This is a genomic window from Ferrimonas senticii DSM 18821 (assembly GCF_000422665.1).
GTDB classification, from domain to species: Bacteria; Pseudomonadota; Gammaproteobacteria; order Enterobacterales; family Shewanellaceae; genus Ferrimonas; species Ferrimonas senticii.
Map to the genome: position 1 here is coordinate 486,802 of NZ_AUGM01000001.1, position 16,333 is coordinate 503,134.

Consider the following 16,333-nt stretch of genomic DNA (forward strand, 5'->3'; position numbering starts at 1 on the left):
TCATGGAGATCATCTACCTGCTTATCCCAATCGCGATGCTGTTTGTCGCCATTGCGGTGGCGGTGTTCTTCTGGGCAGTGCGCAGTAAACAGTATGAGGATCTGGACCGCGCCGGCTCATCCATTCTGTTTGATGAAGATCGCACTAAGCCGCAATCTTCTCAGCAATCGAACCACAGCAATGAGTGACTATTCGTTCTTCGCAGCGATGTTGGTCGGTTTGCTTGGCGGCGGTCACTGCTTTGGGATGTGCGGCGGCATTGTTGGCGCATTCAGCCAAGGCCTGCCCGCCAGCCAACGCTTAACCCTGCAAGGACGGCTTAGGTTTACCTTAAGTTACAATTTGGGCCGCATCAGCAGTTACGTATTAGCTGGGTTGCTGGTCGGTGCCTCCAGTGCCGCGCTGACCACCATTAGCCAACTGGATAGCCTCATCAGCCTGCTGCAGTTGGCCGCCGCCGTTATGCTGATGTTAATGGGTTTGTACCTTGGTCAGTGGTTCTACGGCTTAGTTGTTATCGAAAAGTTGGGGCGCCCTTGGTGGCGTTTGTTAACGCCAATTCGGACCAAGCTTGGCACTGTCGACCGTCCTGCCAAAGCGGTTGCGGCTGGGATGATCTGGGGCTGGTTGCCCTGTGGGTTAGTGTATTCCACTCTGACCTGGGCTTTGGCTAGCGGCAACCCGCTAGATGGCGCCTTAATCATGTTCGGTTTTGGTCTTGGCACATTGCCTGCGCTTTTTGCCATGGGCGCTGCAACCGACTCGCTTGCGACCCTAATTCAGCACAAAAACGTTAAAAAAATTAGTGCTATAGTGTTAATTGCTTATGCCATACAAATGGCATATATTGCGTTACATCAATTGCTTTGAAGTAGTAGGCGTATAAGGATGACGTTTGAGCAATCTGGCTGCAGAGACAGCAACAAAACCCCACTGGATCGTAAAATGGTGCTAGGCAACGAGATCCACTGCCACAGCTGTAGCATGAAATCGCTATGCATCCCGTTCTCCCTAAGTTTGACCGAGCTTGACCGCCTCGATGCCATCATTGAACGCAAACGGCCGATTCAAAAAGGCGACCTGTTATTCCAATCAGGCCAACCGCTAAAGTCGTTGTTTGCGATTCGCTCCGGCTCGATAAAGTCCTATACCATTACCGAATCCGGCGAAGAGCAGATCACCGCTTTCCATTTGGCCGGTGACATCGTTGGTTTTGACGGCATCCATAAACAAAGCCATCAAAGCTTTGCCCAAGCGCTGGAAACCGCCATGGTGTGCGAGATCCCCTACGACACCTTAGATTCGTTGTCCGCCCAATCGCCGGCACTACGCCAGCAAGTGATGCGATTGATGAGTAACGAAATCGTTTCCGATCAAGAGATGATCCTGCTGCTGTCGAAAAAGAACGCCGAACAGCGCTTGGCCGCCTTTCTGACCAACCTCGCCCGTCGTTTTGGTAACCGTGGCTTCTCCAGCCGTGAATACCGCCTAACCATGACCCGAGGTGACATCGGCAACTACCTTGGATTGACGGTAGAAACTATCTCTCGTCTGCTTGGCCGCTTCCAAAAAGCCGGTTGGATTGATGTCAAAGGCAAGTACATCAATATCCGCGAAATCGACACCCTCACTCGGGTTGCGGGCTTAGCTAGCACAACCGGTCATTAGTCGCTGTTTCACAGTAAAAGGTTGCGATAAAACTGATCTGAATCAACATAGTTTGGCTCACTCATGCCACGATTAAGGTGAATGGACTTTCACTGGAGGCTGGCATGAGCGCCTATAACCACATTCTCGTCGTCATTGATCCAAGTCGTGAGACACAACCTGCCTTAACTCGCGTTACGCAACTGTGCCAAGCCAAAGAGGCACAAATCACTCTCTTTATGAGCATCTATGACTTCTCTTACGAGATGACCTCGATGCTCTCCTCCGAAGATCGCGAAACCTTGCGTTCAGGCGTAGTGAAACAGCGGCAACTTTGGCTCGAATCGCTAGCGCAGCCACTGCGCCAAGATGGTTATGCAATCAACATCGAATTGGCTTGGCACAACCGTCCCTTTGAAAGCATCATCAAGTACGCTCTTGGTCATCAGGTTGACTTGATTGTTAAAGCCAGCAAACTGCACGATAAACTCAAGTCGGTGATCTTCACCCCGACCGATTGGTCATTGATGCGCAAAGCGCCAGTGCCGGTGATGTTAGTTAAAGAGCAGCAGTGGCCAACGCCGGCGAAGATCTTAGTGGCGGTTAATGTTGGCAGCGAAGACGATGCCCACCTAACCCTTAATGACGAGTTGGTGCGCTCAGCTAAAACCGTTGCTTCGGTCAATAATGCCGAAATCCATCTGGTTAATGGTTACCCAGGCACGCCAGTGAACATCGCCGTCGAGTTGCCAGACTTTGACGCCACCGCCTACAACAACACCCTAAAAACCCACCACCAAACTCGGATCCACGAGCTAGCAGCACGGCATCAACTCGCCGAGCAGAACTGCCACGTGGCCGAGGGGATGCCAGAGGATGTGATCCCCGATGTTGCTGAAGACTTGAATGCGGAAATGGTGGTGATCGGCACCATCGGTCGTACCGGGCTATCGGCAGCGCTGATCGGCAACACCGCCGAGCACATCATTGATTCGCTCAACTGCGATCTGATGGCAGTTAAGCCGGAAGATTTCGTTAGCCCAGTTACCCTCGATTAACGCCTAATTTAGTCACGCCCCGACTGCGGTTGGGGCTTTACCCGCCTGCAAGTTTCGGTACAATGCCCGCCCTATTCGTTGTATCTCGAGGAACCCTGGTGGAAGAGCTCAGCCAAAAACAGAAAACCCGCCTAAACAAACTGCAAAAACGTCTACGTCGTGAAATGGGTAGCGCCATTGAAGATTACAACATGATCGAAGACGGTGATGTGGTGATGGTGTGTCTCTCTGGCGGCAAAGACAGCTACACCATGCTGGATATCCTGCAGAATCTACAGCGCGCCGCACCGGTACAATTTAAGCTGGTGGCGGTTAACTTGGATCAGAAGCAACCGGGTTTCCCAGAAGACATTCTGCCAAACTACTTGGCGAGCCAAGGGGTGACTTACCACATTCTGGAAAAAGACACCTACTCCATCGTTAAAGACAAGATCCCAGAGGGCAAAACCACTTGCTCGCTGTGTTCACGTCTGCGTCGTGGCACCCTGTATGGCTTTGCCCAGAAAATTGGCGCGACCAAGATCGCGCTGGGTCACCACCGCGATGACATCATCGAGACCATGTTCTTGAACATGTTCTTTGGCGGTAAGATGAAAGCGATGCCGCCGAAGCTGCTGTCCGATGATGGCGCCAACATGGTGATCCGCCCAATGGCCTACAGCCGTGAAAAAGACATTGCTGAATACGCCGATCTGCGCCAGTTCCCGATCATTCCGTGTAACCTCTGTGGCAGCCAAGAAAACCTGAAGCGTAAACAGGTTAAAGAGATGCTGATCCAGTGGGATAAACAGTTCCCGGGTCGAATTGAAACCATCTTTACCGCGATGCAAAACACCGCACCATCGCAAATGGTTGACCGCGAGCAGTTTGACTTTGTAAACCTGAAGCGTGATCCCAACGCTAAGTTTGAAGGCCAAGTAGCCGATGCCGATCTGCCAGCGTTCGATTTCCTTGATATCGAAAACTCAGGCAACATCAACTTGGATCGTAAACGCGAAGCCAACGCCATCGACGTCGTGCAAGTGTTCCAGCCATAACGCTGACGCTTAACCAAAAAAACGCCCGCAGTGATTGCGGGCGTTTTGCTATCTATCGGGCGGTTACGATTTTAACCAGCGCTGGTTATGACGCAGCATCGCCAGCAACTCTTCAACGTACGCTTCTTTGCGTTCGGAGTAAGCCAACAGGGTTGGGATCAACTTATCTGCGGTTACCGGTTGCTGCGCGGCTCGCAACTGCGCGCGCACATCACGCAACTGCTGATAGGCGGCATTGGTGTTGATATTCAGCAAGTAAGAGCGTACCGATGCATCGATGCTGTCGAACTTGGCTACTTCGTGTTGCAGCCCAGCAGTGCGCGAGTTAGGCACTAAGCCACAGCCTTTACTAAAACACCACTGACCAAACAGGTTGTTGCCCATCTTGGCAAATCGGCTGGTTCCCCACGCCGATTCGTTGGCGGCTTGAACCAGTACCATTTCGATTGGCAAGGTATCGACCCGAGCCAGCAGCATCGCCAGCGCCGAGCTGTCCAACTGGCGCAAATCGAGCCGATAGCGTGCCGCCAAGGCGGTGACGCGCTCGCTGTCCGCTTCTGACAGCGGTGATGCGGCTGCGATCTTTTGCGCCAGCGCCTCAACAAAAGCGCGATCATCAGCGATCAGCGCGTTTTGCTGTTCCACTTTAGGGCGCAGATAATTAAAGAACGCCGTCTTTTTCTCGGCCACGTCAGTGATTGCGGCAAAGTCCGGTAACCGCGCGGCACTAGGCTCAGTGGCCGTTGTCGGCTGGCTTACTTTGGCCACCGCTTGCGCTTGTTTCTCTGGCGCATTTTTTTGCACCGGCAACTGCTCTGCCGTTGGCTGCGGTGCCGGATTTTGACTGGCAATGATCATTACGCCGACAGCGACTGCGGATAACCCGAAAGTAATCCGTTTAATGCGTCCTGACTTCATTAAATATTAGGCCTCGAAATGACTGGAAGAGCTACTGTTGGTTGGTTGCTGTGGCGGCGTTGAATCATCGGATTGCTGCTCCTGTGGAAACAGTTCGATATACAGCAACGCCTTACCGTAGAAGAACATCGGTACGGTAAAGATCAGCCCCAACCCCAGCGGGATTGCGGAGATTGCCAGAATTGCCGCCATAATCAAGTGGTACAGACCAATGGTTACCACTTGGCGATGACACACCTTGGCACATTCCCACATCGCCTTAATTGGCGAGCCGCGGCGAAACAGATAGTACAGATTGGCTAAGCTAAGTACCGCCAGCAGATACAAACCCGGCACAATGAACAGCGTTAACCCTAACTGCGCCAGTACCGATGAGATCAGCGCAATCGCAATCAGCGGCGTTGCCATCGCCCACGGGCTAAACACCTGTTTCACTGGCGCATCCAGGCCACGCACCTTACGCCACGCCAGATACACCAGTCCCGCCTCAAACGGCGCAGCGATGATCAGCAGCGCCAGTTGCAGCGGTTGCATGATCTGCACCAACGCTTGTTCAACGGCCGCCTCGCTACTGGTATCCAGTTCCAGATAACTGGTCATCAGATCAAAGCTTAATACCGTTACCGTCATCAAAAACAACAGCACCAACAGACTGGCGCCGAACAACGGTTGGATGTGACTGCGCGCCATCACAAAGGCACGCTTGATAGTAGAAAAGAGTAATTGCTGGTTAAACATCAAAGACAAAGCACAGATTAAAGCGATGGCTAAGTATAACGGGGTTAGCCGATCGACAAAACGGCCAAGAGATCAGCAACCCCAAGCGGCGACATTTGCTTACACAACGGTACAAAAACAAGGCAAATCAAGCTAAATTTGTAAAGCCAACAACCTATTGATATCACGACGGCAACAAGCGTTAGCCGTTATCATAACCGGAGCAACAAAACCGCCCCACTGGCCAAAAATAGCTTTAGCACAGAAGCCATTGGGCGTAATATCCGTGCTCCCGTTTTACCCCTTAGCCGAGGCGGCCCAGGCCGCATGATACCGTTGATGAGCAAACAAGCCCCATCCCCCTTGCTGCATCTGAAGGCAGCCCAGAAGTCCTATCGGGACAAAACCATCCTGAATAACTTCGACCTAACCATCTACGATGGCGAATTTGTCACCTTGTTGGGTCCTTCGGGCTGTGGCAAGACCACTGTGCTGCGGATCTTAGCCGGACTGGAAACCCTAGATGGCGGTTCAATTCTGCTGGCTGGCAAAGAGATCACCAACACTCCGGCTGAGCAGCGGCACGTCAATACCGTATTTCAAAGCTACGCCCTATTCCCGCACATGTCGGTGTTTGAGAACATCGCCTTCGGCCTGCGCACCCAAAACGTAGCCGAAGCCGAGTTGACCGAGCGCGTTAACGAAGTACTGAACATCGTGCAGCTGGCCGGTTACGCCCAGCGCAAGCCATCCGAGTTATCCGGTGGCCAGCAACAGCGGGTGGCGATCGCCCGAGCGGTGGTTAACAAACCCAAGCTACTGCTGCTCGACGAAAGCTTAAGCGCGCTCGATTATAAGCTGCGCAAACAGATGCAGATCGAACTGAAACGTCTGCAACGCCAACTTGGCATCACCTTCGTGTTCGTAACTCACGACCAAGAGGAAGCGCTGTCGATGTCTGATCGCATCGTGGTGATGGACAGCGGCGTAATTCAGCAACAAGGCTCGCCACGAGAGATTTACGAAAGCCCAGCCAACCTATTTGTGGCCCGCTTTATCGGCGAATCTAACATCTTCGATGCTGAGGTTATCGAGCACATCGAAGCCGATCGCTACCGCGTCAACATCGAAGGACAACGCTTTACCGTGCACTCGCAACTGACGCTCAGCAGCGGTGATAACTGTCATGTGTTGCTGCGCCCAGAAGATATGCGCCTAGTGGAAGTGGAAAACGGCGACGCCGAGGCCGGTCTGCGCGGCAAGGTGCTGGAACGCAACTACAAAGGCATGACCTTGGATTCTCTGATCGCCCTGGAGTCGGGCAAACAACTGCAGATTTCCGAATTTTTTGACGAAGACGATCCTGATTTTGACCACAGCTTGGGTCAACAGGTCGCCATCACTTGGGTTCCTAGTTGGGAGGTGGTGCTGCCTTATGAAGGTGCGCGATAAGTTTAAGTGGTTAAGCCTCGGGCTGCTGACCACTTGGTTGGTGTTGTTCGTGCTATTCCCGAACTTAATGGTGCTGGCGGCATCGTTTTTAACCAGTGACGTCAAAGAGCTGATCCGTCCGGAGTTCTCTTTAGATAGCTACGCCAAATTGGCTGATCCGCTGTACGCGAAGGTACTGTTGCATTCGCTCTACTTGGCGGTGGTCACTACTCTAATCTGTCTGCTGGTCGGCTACCCTGCTGCTTGGCTGATCAACACCTGCTCGAAACCCGTTCAAGGCTTGCTGCTGTTTTTGATCATCGTGCCGTTTTGGACCAACTCGTTGATCCGCACCTACGCGATGAAGGTGATTTTAGGCAACCGTGGGATCTTGAATAAGGGCCTGATGGAGCTTGGCATTATCGATGCGCCTATCCGCTTGATGTACACCGAGGCCGCAGTGATTTTGGCGCTGGTGTATATCCTGCTGCCATTTATGATCCTGCCGCTGTTTGGGGTCATCGAGAAACTGCCAAAAAGCTATCTGGAAGCCGCCCGTGATCTGGGTAGCACCAAGTTGTACACCTTCCGCCGCGTGGTTTGGCCATTGACTCTGCCTGGGGTGATCTCTGGCTGTGTATTGGTGTTCCTGCCGGCGCTTGGCATGTTCTACATCGCCGACTTGCTCGGTGGCGCCGGCAATTTGCTGATCGGTAACATTATCCGCGATCAGATCCTGGTTGCTCGCAACTGGCCATTCGGTGCCGCCCTAAGCGTTAGCTTGATCGGCCTAATGGCGCTACTACTGCTGGCCTACTACCGTGCAATGAAGGCCACCGAAGGAGCCAAATCATGATTGGACGCATCGGTAAATGGGGCTTTTTGTCGCTGTTGTTTGTCTATCTGTATCTGCCCATCATCGTCTTGGTGGCTAACTCATTTAATAGCACCAAAAGTGGCATCCGCTGGGGCGAGTTCACCGTAAAGTGGTACGAGTCGCTGTTTAACAACAGCAGCATGATGGACGCGGCCTTTAACTCGCTGCTGATTGCGGTGGTCGCCGCTACCTTGGCTACCCTTATTGGCACCCTAGCGGCGGTTGCGCTGCATCGTTACCGCTTTCGTGGCAAAAACGCCATCAACGGCATGCTGTTTGTGGTAATGGCATCGCCAGATATCGTGATGGCGGTATCGTTGCTGGCGCTGTTTATCGCCGCCGGTGTGAGCCTTGGCTTCTGGTCGTTGCTGATTGCCCACATCACTTTCTGTCTGCCGTTTGTGGTAGTAAGCGTCTACAGTCGCTTATCCGGCTTTGATCCGTTCTTGATTGAAGCGGCACGAGACTTGGGCGCCAGCCAATGGCGAATTTTCCGCAAAGTGATTGTGCCGATGGCCTTTCCTGCGGTGGCCGCCGGTTGGTTATTAAGTTTCACCCTGTCACTGGATGATGTGATCATCAGCTCGTTTGTGACCGGACCAAGCTTCGAGATCCTGCCACTTAAGGTATTCTCGATGGTTAAAATCGGTGTTAACCCGTCTGTTAACGCATTGGCGGCAATGATGTTGTTGTTGTCGCTGGTATTGGTTGCGATTTCGCAATTTCTTTTAAAACAAAAACACAGCGCCTAAAGCCGCTTAAATCATCCAAGTGTTTTTCTAGTACGCCGGAGAAACCGCTTCAATCAAGACGTTCAATGCCGCTGCTAGCTCGGCTCTAACAGCAAATTGAACAACGCCGAGTGAAGCGGTTTAAACCAGTAATAGGATAGCAATGGTTGGTTTGAGTGGCGTTGAAACCCGTTAAGCACTGTACGATCCACATAAAGGGTAAAAATAATGAACCTAGTGAAAAAGACACTGTTATCTGCTGTTTTGGCGATCTCCGCCACTGGCGCTGCCGCCAAAGATGACGTGCTGTATTTCTATAACTGGTCTGAATACATTCCAGACGGCCTGCTGCAAGAATTTGAACAGGAAACTGGCATCAAGGTGATTTACACCACCTACGACTCTAACGAGATGATGTACGCCAAGCTGGATCAGTTACAAGGTAAAGGTTACGACTTGGTTGTGCCTTCCACCTACTACGTTAAGAAAATGGCCGATGTGGGTCTGCTGCAACCAATCGACAAATCTAAGCTAAGCAACTTCAAACACTTGGAGACGGCGATGCTGAACAAAGAGTACGATCCTAACAACACTTACTCTATCCCATACATCTGGGGCGCCACCGGTATTGGTATCCACACCGATGAGATCGATCCAAGCACCATCACCGGCTGGCAAGATCTGTGGGATCCAAAGTGGCAAGGCCAATTGATGCTGATGAACGACCAGCGTGAAGTGTTCCATATGGCGCTACGCATTCTGGGTTACTCGACCAACAGCACCGATCCAAAGCAGATTGAAGAAGCTTACCAACTGCTGCGCAAGCTGATGCCAAACGCCTTGACCTTCAACTCCGACAACCCTGGCGCGCCTTACGTTGCTGGTGACACCTCGTTGGGGATGATCTGGAACGGTTCGACCTTTGAAGCGCAAAAAGAAGATCCAGCGATCACCATGATCTACCCGAAAGAGGGCGCGATCTTCTGGATGGATAACATCTCCATCCCTGCCGGTGCGGAAAACGTGGAAGCGGCACACAAGATGATCGACTTCCTGCTGCGCCCAGAAGTAGCGGCCAAGGTTAGTGAAATGACCGGTTACCCTACTCCGAACAAAACCGCCCGCGAACTGATGGATCCGGCGTTCTCACAAAACCCAATCATCTTCCCACCAGCGGAAGTGATTGAGGCCGGTGAGTTCCAATCCGATATCGGCGATGCAGTCCAGATCTACTCAGATTACTGGGACAAGCTGCGCGCGGGCATGTAATCAACCCTAAGCACAACAACATAAGGGGAGCCATTTGGCTCCCCTTATTTATTGGTTCTTTTTGCTTTTGTATCGTTATCGTTGTTATTGCATAGCTTGTTCAAGAGCACTGCGCACCTCTAGACCCTTAGTGGTCAGGTAAGCGCGACGAACGCGATAATCTTTGGGATCATGGCGCAGTTCAATCATGTGGTAACCGTCGCGATGCGGATCAACTTTATCAGCCAGCAAACGCAGAGCGCGACTGGCAGTGGCTTTGGTCAAGCCGGTTTGTTGCATCAATTCGCTAGAGGAGATCCCCTCGTTGCGACACACCATGATAAAAGCCCACAGCTGATTAATGTTAAGCTCAAGATCAAAGTGCTTTGCGGTCTGAGCCAACTTTTCCAAACGTAACAGTTCCATAGTTTTTGGCATCCAACGTGTTCTGTTTCTAGCGCTACCTCAGGTGCTGACGATTCAGTCACCAGCGGAACACCACCAAATGTTGCAACTGTTATTGTATGGGGATTTTCTTCAAACACCTCGTCATTTATCTGGCGCACGGTGTCGATTCATTGACTTTTGCACAGTTTCTTGACGCGCATCAAATAACAAAAAGGCCCAAACCGAAGTTTGAGCCTTTCTGTCAAAATATGGAGGCGCGTCCCGGAGTCGAACCGAGGTCCACGGATTTGCAATCCGCTGCATAGCCACTCTGCCAACGCGCCAAATGTATTACTCGCTGTTGCGATGGCGGCATTAAACCAAAGCCGTACTGGCGCGGCAATCACTATTAGTCGCAAGTAGTTTGAACTTTGAATTAAATCAAAGTTTTTCACTAAATTAGTGCATTTGTTCAGCAGTAAATTGTTGGTACTCAGCGAGGGTCGCCGCCATCGTCGTTAAACAGCGGGATTTCAATTGGCTGACATCGCCGCTCAAATCCCCCTTGGCAACGTATTCCAACTCTTTGCAAACCAACCGTAACGATTCCGCCCCAAAGGTCGATGCCGAACCTTTGACTTTGTGAGCAATCGCCGCCACCTGACCGTCATGGCACTGGCGCAGTTCGCTTTCGCTTTGCGCCAGTTCCTCAACGAAAATGGCGACCAGCATTGGCAACATCTCTTCACCGGCATCTTCGGCCATCTGCTGCAATTTGTGTTGATCCATCAGTAATGTCATGGTTGCTTTCCCTGTCACGACCTCACTGACAGTGTGGTTGCTGTGGCTAACTTGCGCCAACAAAAAAGGAGCCAATTTGGCTCCTTTGCTGGATGAAACGACCTTACCAAACCGCCTTAATGGCAGCGATCAGGTGCGGCAAGTTGTCACTGGTGATCCCAGCCACGTTAATGCGGCCAGAGCCAACAATGTAGATGCCATGCTGTTCACGCAATTTGGCCACTTGTTCTGGGTTTAGGCCAGAGAAGCTGAACATGCCGTTTTGCTGCTGGATAAAACCAAAATCGAAATCGATACCGGCGCTGGCCAGGCCATCAACCAAAGCGGTGCGCATCAGTTTGATGCGATCACGCATCTGTGCCAGTTCTTGCAACCACAGCGCTTTAAGCTCGGCATCCGCCAAAATAGTGGCAACCACCTCAGCGCCGTGCGCTGGTGGGTTGGAGTAATTAGCGCGAGCGGCCCGTTTGGCTTGCGACAGAGCGCATTCGGCGGCGTCACTGCTGGCGGCAACGATGGTCATGGCGCCGATGCGCTCGTTGTACAAACCAAAGTTCTTCGAGAACGAGTTGGCGATCAGCAGTTCTGGCACTTCGGCAGCAAAGTGGCGCAGACCAGCGGCGTCGGCATCAACATCGGTGGCGAAACCTTGGTAAGCGAAATCGAACAGTGGCAGCCAACCGCGCGCCTTGGCACTGGCAGCCAGTTGTTGCCACTGCTCTAAGGTCGGATCGATGCCGGTTGGGTTGTGACAGCAACCGTGCAGCACCACCACATCATCACTAGACAGCTTATCGAGATCCGCCAGCATGCCAGCAAAATCGATGCTGCGGTTTGCGGCGTCGTAGTAACGGTACTCAGCGGTGGTCAGGCCGGCAGCAGCAAAAATCTGATGGTGGTTGGCCCAGCTTGGGTTGGAGATCCAAACTTTTTTATCGCCCAAGTTGTCTTTGATAAACTCGCCGGCGATCCGCAGCGCACCAGTACCGCCCGGCGCTTGGATACAGCGGCTACGGCCTTGCGCCAGTACCGGATGGTCACTACCAAACAGCAAGGTTTGTACCGCTTCACGATAAGCGCCGTGGCCATCGATGCCAAGGTAGCCTTTGGTCTGTTGCTGCTCAAGCATCAGCGCTTCGGCTTTTTTAACGCACTTAAGGATTGGGGTTGCCCCCAAATCGTCTTTGTAGACACCAACGCCTAAGTTGATTTTGTTATCGCGAGTTTCCGCTTTAAACGCTTCATTAAGACCAAGGATTGGATCGGCAGGGGCTAATTTTATCTTTTCAAACATGGTTGTAGAGTTCAGTGAACAAATGCGAGCTAACTTTACCACCCACTGCGGTCAGTGGTTATCCTTTTTCTGCGCCCCGCCCTGTCATCTCTATAAAGCCATAACCATCGTGGCTACCACTGACCACTGTTGGCCCCTCCCAGTAGTTGGTGGTTAACTGATTGCGCTGATCGCTGTTGCGACTTTTAACTGTGATATCAATTGCTTTGTCAGGGATCTTGAGCTGCCATTGAATCGGGTAGCGGCCATCGTCAAGTTCGACAAATTCTGTTGGCGTTAGCGCAAACTGATGCAGTGCTTCACTGCTACCGGTACCATCAATAAAACTGCCTTCACAGTTGTTGGCCTGATCGCCACTGCCACGCAGACAAAACACCATCACATTGCTGCCGTCATCAAGGTTAATCGACAGCCAATCCCAACCATTAAAGCGTTGATCCAGCAGCGCCGATGACCATTCCCTATCGAGCCAGCCGCTGCCGCTAAGCTGGTACTCAACGCCATCAGCCCGCAATGTCCCTGATGCCTGCAAACGCGGATAACTGTAGTAGTACGATGCCAGCGAGCCATCGCCGCTTTTGTCGCTAAATCCGGCTTGGCCGTGCAGCACTTTGGGCGAATCAGCAAATTGGATATCAATGGCCAGTTGGTCTTGACTGGCGGTTAAATTGAGCGGCAGATACTCGCTACCAACGCTCGCCAACTGCCAGTTATCCAACCACGCAGCAAAGGGCACAGCGTTGATCCCCGCTTGGCCTTTGCGACCAAAGCGCTCCCACGCTTGATGCTGGCCGTTATGCTCCCACATTAGATGCGCCATATACCACTGGCCATCCCACCAGCTGCCCTGTTGCTGCTGTGGCCCACGAAAACGAAACAAGGTGTATTGCAAGCCATGATGATCGGCATTCTGATCCCACAGATTGGCAGTCAGATACCACCACTCCAAGCCGTATTCCGGGTGAGCACCGTGGTCTTTGGGGAAGTTCAGCACTTGCCCCGGCTCAACGGTTTTACCAATACTGGCCGTTTGCGAGAGATCTTCCGCAGGTTGGCAGCCCATTAGCGCCACAATTATGGCCAACACTGCAGCATCGGTTATCCGCTGGTTCATTGCCACTCTCCTCTTGCCGGCAGTTGCTGTTGCCTCTGTGGCAACATCGCCAGCGCTAAGGTGCTAACCAGCACCACCACGATCCACAGCCACCACTGGCCAGCTGAGAACTCAATCGGCATGCTCCAACCAAAGGATAAAGGATTAATACGCGCCAGCAGCTGCCAACCAAGTAGCATCCCCAGCGCCGCCGCAAAGGCCAAAGTAATAATCAGCAATAATCCCAACTGCGCCAGTCGCAACAGCTTTAATGTGCGCGGTTCGATGCCCAAGGTGGCCAGCAGTTGGTTGCTGTCGCCCCAGCGGCGCCACTGCGCCATCAAGCTGGCGATCCACGCTAACATCGCAACCCCAAGGGTCAGCCAGGCCAGCGCGTCGGTGATGGCAAAGGTGCGGCTAAATAGCGAGCGCGCGGTGTCCAACACCTGTTGCTGCCAGTTGATCGCGCCGTGAGGGATCCCCAGCGCCAACAGATGCTGTTCAATTTGTGGGTTAAATTGCATGCTCGTGGTTTGGATGCCCAGCCCCAGTAGCGGCATCTCGCCCATTTGCGCCACACCAAACCCACGCTCAAGGGAAATTTCCCAGCGCGGATTACCGTAGTCGTAGTAGATCCCCGCTATGCGGCAACCGATTTCACTGTTGCCACTGTTAAAGCGGATCGACTGCCCAAGGCTAAGCCCTTGCTGTAACGCCATCGGCTCGTTGATCAAACACTGGCCGTTAGCCGCCGCCTGCCACCACTTTGGCTCGACCGCTTTAAAGTGAAAGGTATCACTGGGCTGCTGGCGGGATTCAATCACTTTTATCTGCAGCGGCTGACCTAGATATTGGCCGCTGCGCTGACTTAAGCTTTTGATGTCGGTAATGCTATCGATGTTGGCCAGTTGCCGCTGCCAATTGAGTAATTGCGCGCCGCTGCCGTGGATATAGGCCACAGCAAACAACCGCTGTTGCAGATGGCCATCCAGCGCCACCGCGAACGATCCGGTCAAAATTCGGGTAGCCACCGCCGTCGCCAATGCCAAGGTGATGGCAATCAGCGCGGTGTTTAGGCCCTGCCGATGGGCCATCAGATCGGCAATGGTCCAGCGGCTTAATACCCGTTCGCGTTGGCCAATAAGCGGCAACATGCGACTGAGCAGCTGCAGTAACCACGCCAGTAAATTGGGCAGAACGATGATCGCCAGCAGCACCGTCAATGCCGATAACAGCAGCGATTGCCCTTGGGTTTGCGCTCGACTGGTTAGCCACAGCACCATCATCGCCAGCGGCAGCAGCAACAGTTGGCCACATTGACGCTGGCGCTTGGCCGGGGTTAGTTGCAATACCACCAGCAATGCCAACGTCAGACCGATCATTAAAATTGACCGCCCTGCCTGCGACCAATCCCAATTAAGGGTTAACACGCTATCGGATTGATACAGCATGGTTAACGTCAGCTCGACCCCGGGTGCCAGCCAGTTCGCCAAATGGAGTCCCAGCACCGCCCCCAAAATGCCGCACAGCAGACTTAACAGCACCAGTTCGCTGAACGACCAGCACAGCAGTTGCGCTCGGGTGACGCCAAGTTCGCTTAAAATCGCCAATCGCGGCTGGCGATGATCCAGCAAACTGGAAACGGCGTGCAGCACCAATAAACCACCGACCAAAAAGCTCAGCAGCCCCAGGGCACGTAGATTAAGACTAAACGCTGCCAACAGCGGCCGTGACTCTTCGGCTTGTTGCTGCCGCAGCTGCAGATCGGCCGGTAAATTACGCTGTAACCACTGCTGCTGTGACGCCGACAGTGTCGCGATCTCAAGTAATGTCACCATCTCACCACTGCCGAGCAGCGCCGCCGCGGGAGCGATGTCCATCATTAGCCACCCCCCAACACCATCGATAGCGGTCAACGGTGGTAACGTCTGACCACTACGACTGCGAACTTGGCCACGCTCGTCAACGGCCAATCGATTGATGGTGCTTTGACTTGCAAGGGTCTGCCAGTGATCGCCGCCAGTAATATTTGGCAGTGACTGCCCCCGTAGTGGTAACCACTGGTTATCATCCAGTTGAATTTGACCGATCAATACCGGCTCGGCAGCGATCCCATGGCGGCGCAGCTGAAGCCAAAAGTCACGGCTGATTTGGTGGCCAGGCGACAGCGAATAGATCCGAAAGCCTGGCGCTTGCTTGCTGGTTTGTTCCGCCGTTTGAAAACTGCTGTTGGCCGCCCGATTTAGATTCTCGACACCATTAAACAGCGCTGCCGCCAACACCAACCCCAGCAGCAGCCACAGATACAACTGCCAGTGGCGGCGCCACTCGCCCAACGAAAGCATTAGCCATTGTGAGATAGTCATGCACCGGCCACCGCATTGAGGCTGCCATTGCGTAACTGCCATTGGCTTTCAAAGCGCTTAGCCAAGCGCAAGCTGTGGGTAACCATTATCAAGGTGGCATTTTGTTGGTGGCACAGCTGCTGCAGCAGTTGGCAAACATTATCCGCCGCATCGCTATCAAGGTTACCAGTTGGTTCGTCGGCCAGTACTAACGCCGGCCGGTGGATAAGTGCGCGGGCGATGGCAACCCGTTGCTGCTCGCCACCGGATAGGCTTTGCGGCAAACGATCGATCACGTGACCGATATTAAGCTGTTCCAGCAGTTGTGGCAGCAACGGCGGTTGCCCTTGGCCGCCCGCCAGTTGGTAGGAGAGCAAGATATTGTCACGGGCGGATAGGGTTGAAAGTAGCCGACAGTCCTGGAACACCATCCCTTGGCTGCGGCGTTGGCGGGCGCGCTCGGCAGGATTGAGTTGTGACAGCGGCTTGCCGGCAACCTGAATTTCACCCTGTTGCAGCGGCTCCAAGGCACCGATCAGCCTCAACAAGGTGGTTTTACCAGCGCCAGAGTCACCGGTCAGCGCCACCTGTGCACCGGCCGCAAATTGGTGATCGATGCTATCAAGGATCAACCGTTCACTGTCGCCGTCTTTGCGAGTAAATCGAAGCTTTTCCAGTGTAACCACGCCAGGTCCCCTATCGACTGCGAAAGCGCTTAATGCGCTGACCAATGGTTATTTCGCGTTATC

17 protein-coding genes and 1 tRNA gene are annotated in these 16,333 nt (G+C 53.1%); 9 read left to right on the forward strand and 9 right to left on the reverse strand.

Going from position 1 to position 16,333, the window contains the following annotated elements; translation table 11 throughout:
* Positions 1-2: 2 nt before the first annotated feature.
* From ccoS to ttcA, 5 genes are all read left to right on the forward strand, one after another.
* Complete coding sequence (gene ccoS, locus G506_RS0102240) at positions 3-188, forward strand: cbb3-type cytochrome oxidase assembly protein CcoS (RefSeq protein WP_028115456.1); 186 nt, start codon at positions 3-5, stop codon at positions 186-188.
* Positions 181-870, forward strand: a complete 690-nt coding sequence (locus G506_RS0102245) for a sulfite exporter TauE/SafE family protein (RefSeq protein ID WP_028115457.1) — start codon at positions 181-183, stop codon at positions 868-870. Before ccoS ends, G506_RS0102245 begins: the two co-directional genes overlap by 8 nt.
* An 18-nt stretch (positions 871-888) precedes the next feature.
* Complete coding sequence (locus G506_RS0102250) at positions 889-1,668, forward strand: FNR family transcription factor (RefSeq protein WP_035386892.1); 780 nt, start codon at positions 889-891, stop codon at positions 1,666-1,668.
* Between the two features lie 104 nt (positions 1,669-1,772).
* Entirely contained in the window at positions 1,773-2,705 is a 933-nt protein-coding gene (gene uspE / locus G506_RS0102255) for a universal stress protein UspE (protein ID WP_028115459.1), read from the forward strand.
* 62 nt (positions 2,706-2,767) lie between these two features.
* Positions 2,768-3,742: a tRNA 2-thiocytidine(32) synthetase TtcA gene (ttcA, locus tag G506_RS0102260; RefSeq protein WP_035386893.1), complete on the forward strand. Its 975-nt coding sequence runs from the start codon at positions 2,768-2,770 to the stop codon at positions 3,740-3,742.
* Positions 3,743-3,805: 63 nt separating this feature from the next.
* On the opposite strand, the gene G506_RS0102265 is transcribed toward ttcA, so the two are convergent.
* Together G506_RS0102265 and G506_RS0102270 are read right to left on the reverse strand one after the other, a co-directional pair.
* Entirely contained in the window at positions 3,806-4,660 is an 855-nt protein-coding gene (locus tag G506_RS0102265; protein ID WP_028115461.1) for a glucosaminidase domain-containing protein, read from the reverse strand.
* A gap of 6 nt (positions 4,661-4,666) precedes the next feature.
* Positions 4,667-5,350: a hypothetical protein gene (locus tag G506_RS0102270; RefSeq protein WP_156904761.1), complete on the reverse strand. Its 684-nt coding sequence runs from the start codon at positions 5,348-5,350 to the stop codon at positions 4,667-4,669.
* A 366-nt stretch (positions 5,351-5,716) separates the two neighbouring features.
* Between G506_RS0102270 and potA the strand changes: the two genes are divergently transcribed.
* The 4 genes from potA to G506_RS0102290 all read left to right on the forward strand — a co-directional run bounded on the left by potA (position 5,717) and on the right by G506_RS0102290 (position 9,685).
* Positions 5,717-6,829 (forward strand): spermidine/putrescine ABC transporter ATP-binding protein PotA, encoded by a 1,113-nt coding sequence (gene potA, locus G506_RS0102275; protein ID WP_035386968.1) that lies wholly within the window; start codon positions 5,717-5,719, stop codon positions 6,827-6,829.
* The gene (potB, locus tag G506_RS0102280) at positions 6,813-7,664 is read left to right on the forward strand and encodes a spermidine/putrescine ABC transporter permease PotB (RefSeq protein WP_028115464.1); all 852 of its coding nucleotides are present in this window, start codon (positions 6,813-6,815) and stop codon (positions 7,662-7,664) included. The genes potA and potB overlap by 17 nt, the downstream gene beginning before the upstream one ends.
* Positions 7,661-8,437 (forward strand): spermidine/putrescine ABC transporter permease PotC, encoded by a 777-nt coding sequence (potC, locus tag G506_RS0102285; protein WP_205619453.1) that lies wholly within the window; start codon positions 7,661-7,663, stop codon positions 8,435-8,437. Before potB ends, potC begins: the two co-directional genes overlap by 4 nt.
* Before the next feature lie 207 nt (positions 8,438-8,644).
* The gene (locus tag G506_RS0102290; RefSeq protein ID WP_051201828.1) at positions 8,645-9,685 is read left to right on the forward strand and encodes an extracellular solute-binding protein; all 1,041 of its coding nucleotides are present in this window, start codon (positions 8,645-8,647) and stop codon (positions 9,683-9,685) included.
* A gap of 84 nt (positions 9,686-9,769) precedes the next feature.
* On the opposite strand, the gene G506_RS0102295 is transcribed toward G506_RS0102290, so the two are convergent.
* From G506_RS0102295 to G506_RS0102325, 7 genes are all read right to left on the reverse strand, one after another.
* Complete coding sequence (locus G506_RS0102295; protein ID WP_028115467.1) at positions 9,770-10,090, reverse strand: MarR family winged helix-turn-helix transcriptional regulator; 321 nt, start codon at positions 10,088-10,090, stop codon at positions 9,770-9,772.
* A gap of 231 nt (positions 10,091-10,321) precedes the next feature.
* Positions 10,322-10,395 (reverse strand) — tRNA-Cys (locus G506_RS0102300).
* Between the two features lie 115 nt (positions 10,396-10,510).
* Positions 10,511-10,852: an Hpt domain-containing protein gene (locus G506_RS20275; RefSeq protein ID WP_084631082.1), complete on the reverse strand. Its 342-nt coding sequence runs from the start codon at positions 10,850-10,852 to the stop codon at positions 10,511-10,513.
* A gap of 103 nt (positions 10,853-10,955) precedes the next feature.
* On the reverse strand, positions 10,956-12,146 hold the full coding sequence (locus G506_RS0102310; RefSeq protein WP_028115468.1) for an amino acid aminotransferase: 1,191 nt from the start codon (positions 12,144-12,146) through the stop codon (positions 10,956-10,958).
* A 58-nt stretch (positions 12,147-12,204) separates the two neighbouring features.
* Complete coding sequence (locus G506_RS0102315) at positions 12,205-13,260, reverse strand: lipocalin-like domain-containing protein (protein WP_028115469.1); 1,056 nt, start codon at positions 13,258-13,260, stop codon at positions 12,205-12,207.
* Entirely contained in the window at positions 13,257-15,605 is a 2,349-nt protein-coding gene (locus G506_RS0102320; protein WP_169628061.1) for an FtsX-like permease family protein, read from the reverse strand. Before G506_RS0102320 ends, G506_RS0102315 begins: the two co-directional genes overlap by 4 nt.
* A complete protein-coding gene (locus G506_RS0102325; RefSeq protein ID WP_028115471.1) occupies positions 15,602-16,270 on the reverse strand; it encodes an ABC transporter ATP-binding protein in 669 nt (222 codons plus the stop codon). The genes G506_RS0102320 and G506_RS0102325 overlap by 4 nt, the downstream gene beginning before the upstream one ends.
* Between the last annotated feature and the right edge of the window lie 63 nt (positions 16,271-16,333).

Bases quoted from the DNA above. Each gene is read 5' to 3' on its own strand.
- G506_RS0102265 (WP_028115461.1), bottom strand. From the start codon at position 4,660: ATGAAGTCAGGACGCATTAAACGGATTACTTTCGGGTTATCCGCAGTC.
- ttcA (WP_035386893.1), top strand. From the start codon at position 2,768: ATGCCCGCCCTATTCGTTGTATCTCGAGGAACCCTGGTGGAAGAGCTC.
- ccoS (WP_028115456.1), top strand. From the start codon at position 3: ATGGAGATCATCTACCTGCTTATCCCAATCGCGATGCTGTTTGTCGCC.
- G506_RS20275 (WP_084631082.1), bottom strand. From the start codon at position 10,852: ATGACATTACTGATGGATCAACACAAATTGCAGCAGATGGCCGAAGAT.
- G506_RS0102320 (WP_169628061.1), bottom strand. From the start codon at position 15,605: ATGACTATCTCACAATGGCTAATGCTTTCGTTGGGCGAGTGGCGCCGC.
- G506_RS0102270 (WP_156904761.1), bottom strand. From the start codon at position 5,350: ATGGCGCGCAGTCACATCCAACCGTTGTTCGGCGCCAGTCTGTTGGTG.
- G506_RS0102245 (WP_028115457.1), top strand. From the start codon at position 181: ATGAGTGACTATTCGTTCTTCGCAGCGATGTTGGTCGGTTTGCTTGGC.
- G506_RS0102310 (WP_028115468.1), bottom strand. From the start codon at position 12,146: ATGTTTGAAAAGATAAAATTAGCCCCTGCCGATCCAATCCTTGGTCTT.
- potA (WP_035386968.1), top strand. From the start codon at position 5,717: ATGAGCAAACAAGCCCCATCCCCCTTGCTGCATCTGAAGGCAGCCCAG.
- G506_RS0102290 (WP_051201828.1), top strand. From the start codon at position 8,645: ATGAACCTAGTGAAAAAGACACTGTTATCTGCTGTTTTGGCGATCTCC.
- G506_RS0102250 (WP_035386892.1), top strand. From the start codon at position 889: ATGACGTTTGAGCAATCTGGCTGCAGAGACAGCAACAAAACCCCACTG.
- G506_RS0102315 (WP_028115469.1), bottom strand. From the start codon at position 13,260: ATGAACCAGCGGATAACCGATGCTGCAGTGTTGGCCATAATTGTGGCG.
- potB (WP_028115464.1), top strand. From the start codon at position 6,813: ATGAAGGTGCGCGATAAGTTTAAGTGGTTAAGCCTCGGGCTGCTGACC.
- uspE (WP_028115459.1), top strand. From the start codon at position 1,773: ATGAGCGCCTATAACCACATTCTCGTCGTCATTGATCCAAGTCGTGAG.
- G506_RS0102295 (WP_028115467.1), bottom strand. From the start codon at position 10,090: ATGGAACTGTTACGTTTGGAAAAGTTGGCTCAGACCGCAAAGCACTTT.
- potC (WP_205619453.1), top strand. From the start codon at position 7,661: ATGATTGGACGCATCGGTAAATGGGGCTTTTTGTCGCTGTTGTTTGTC.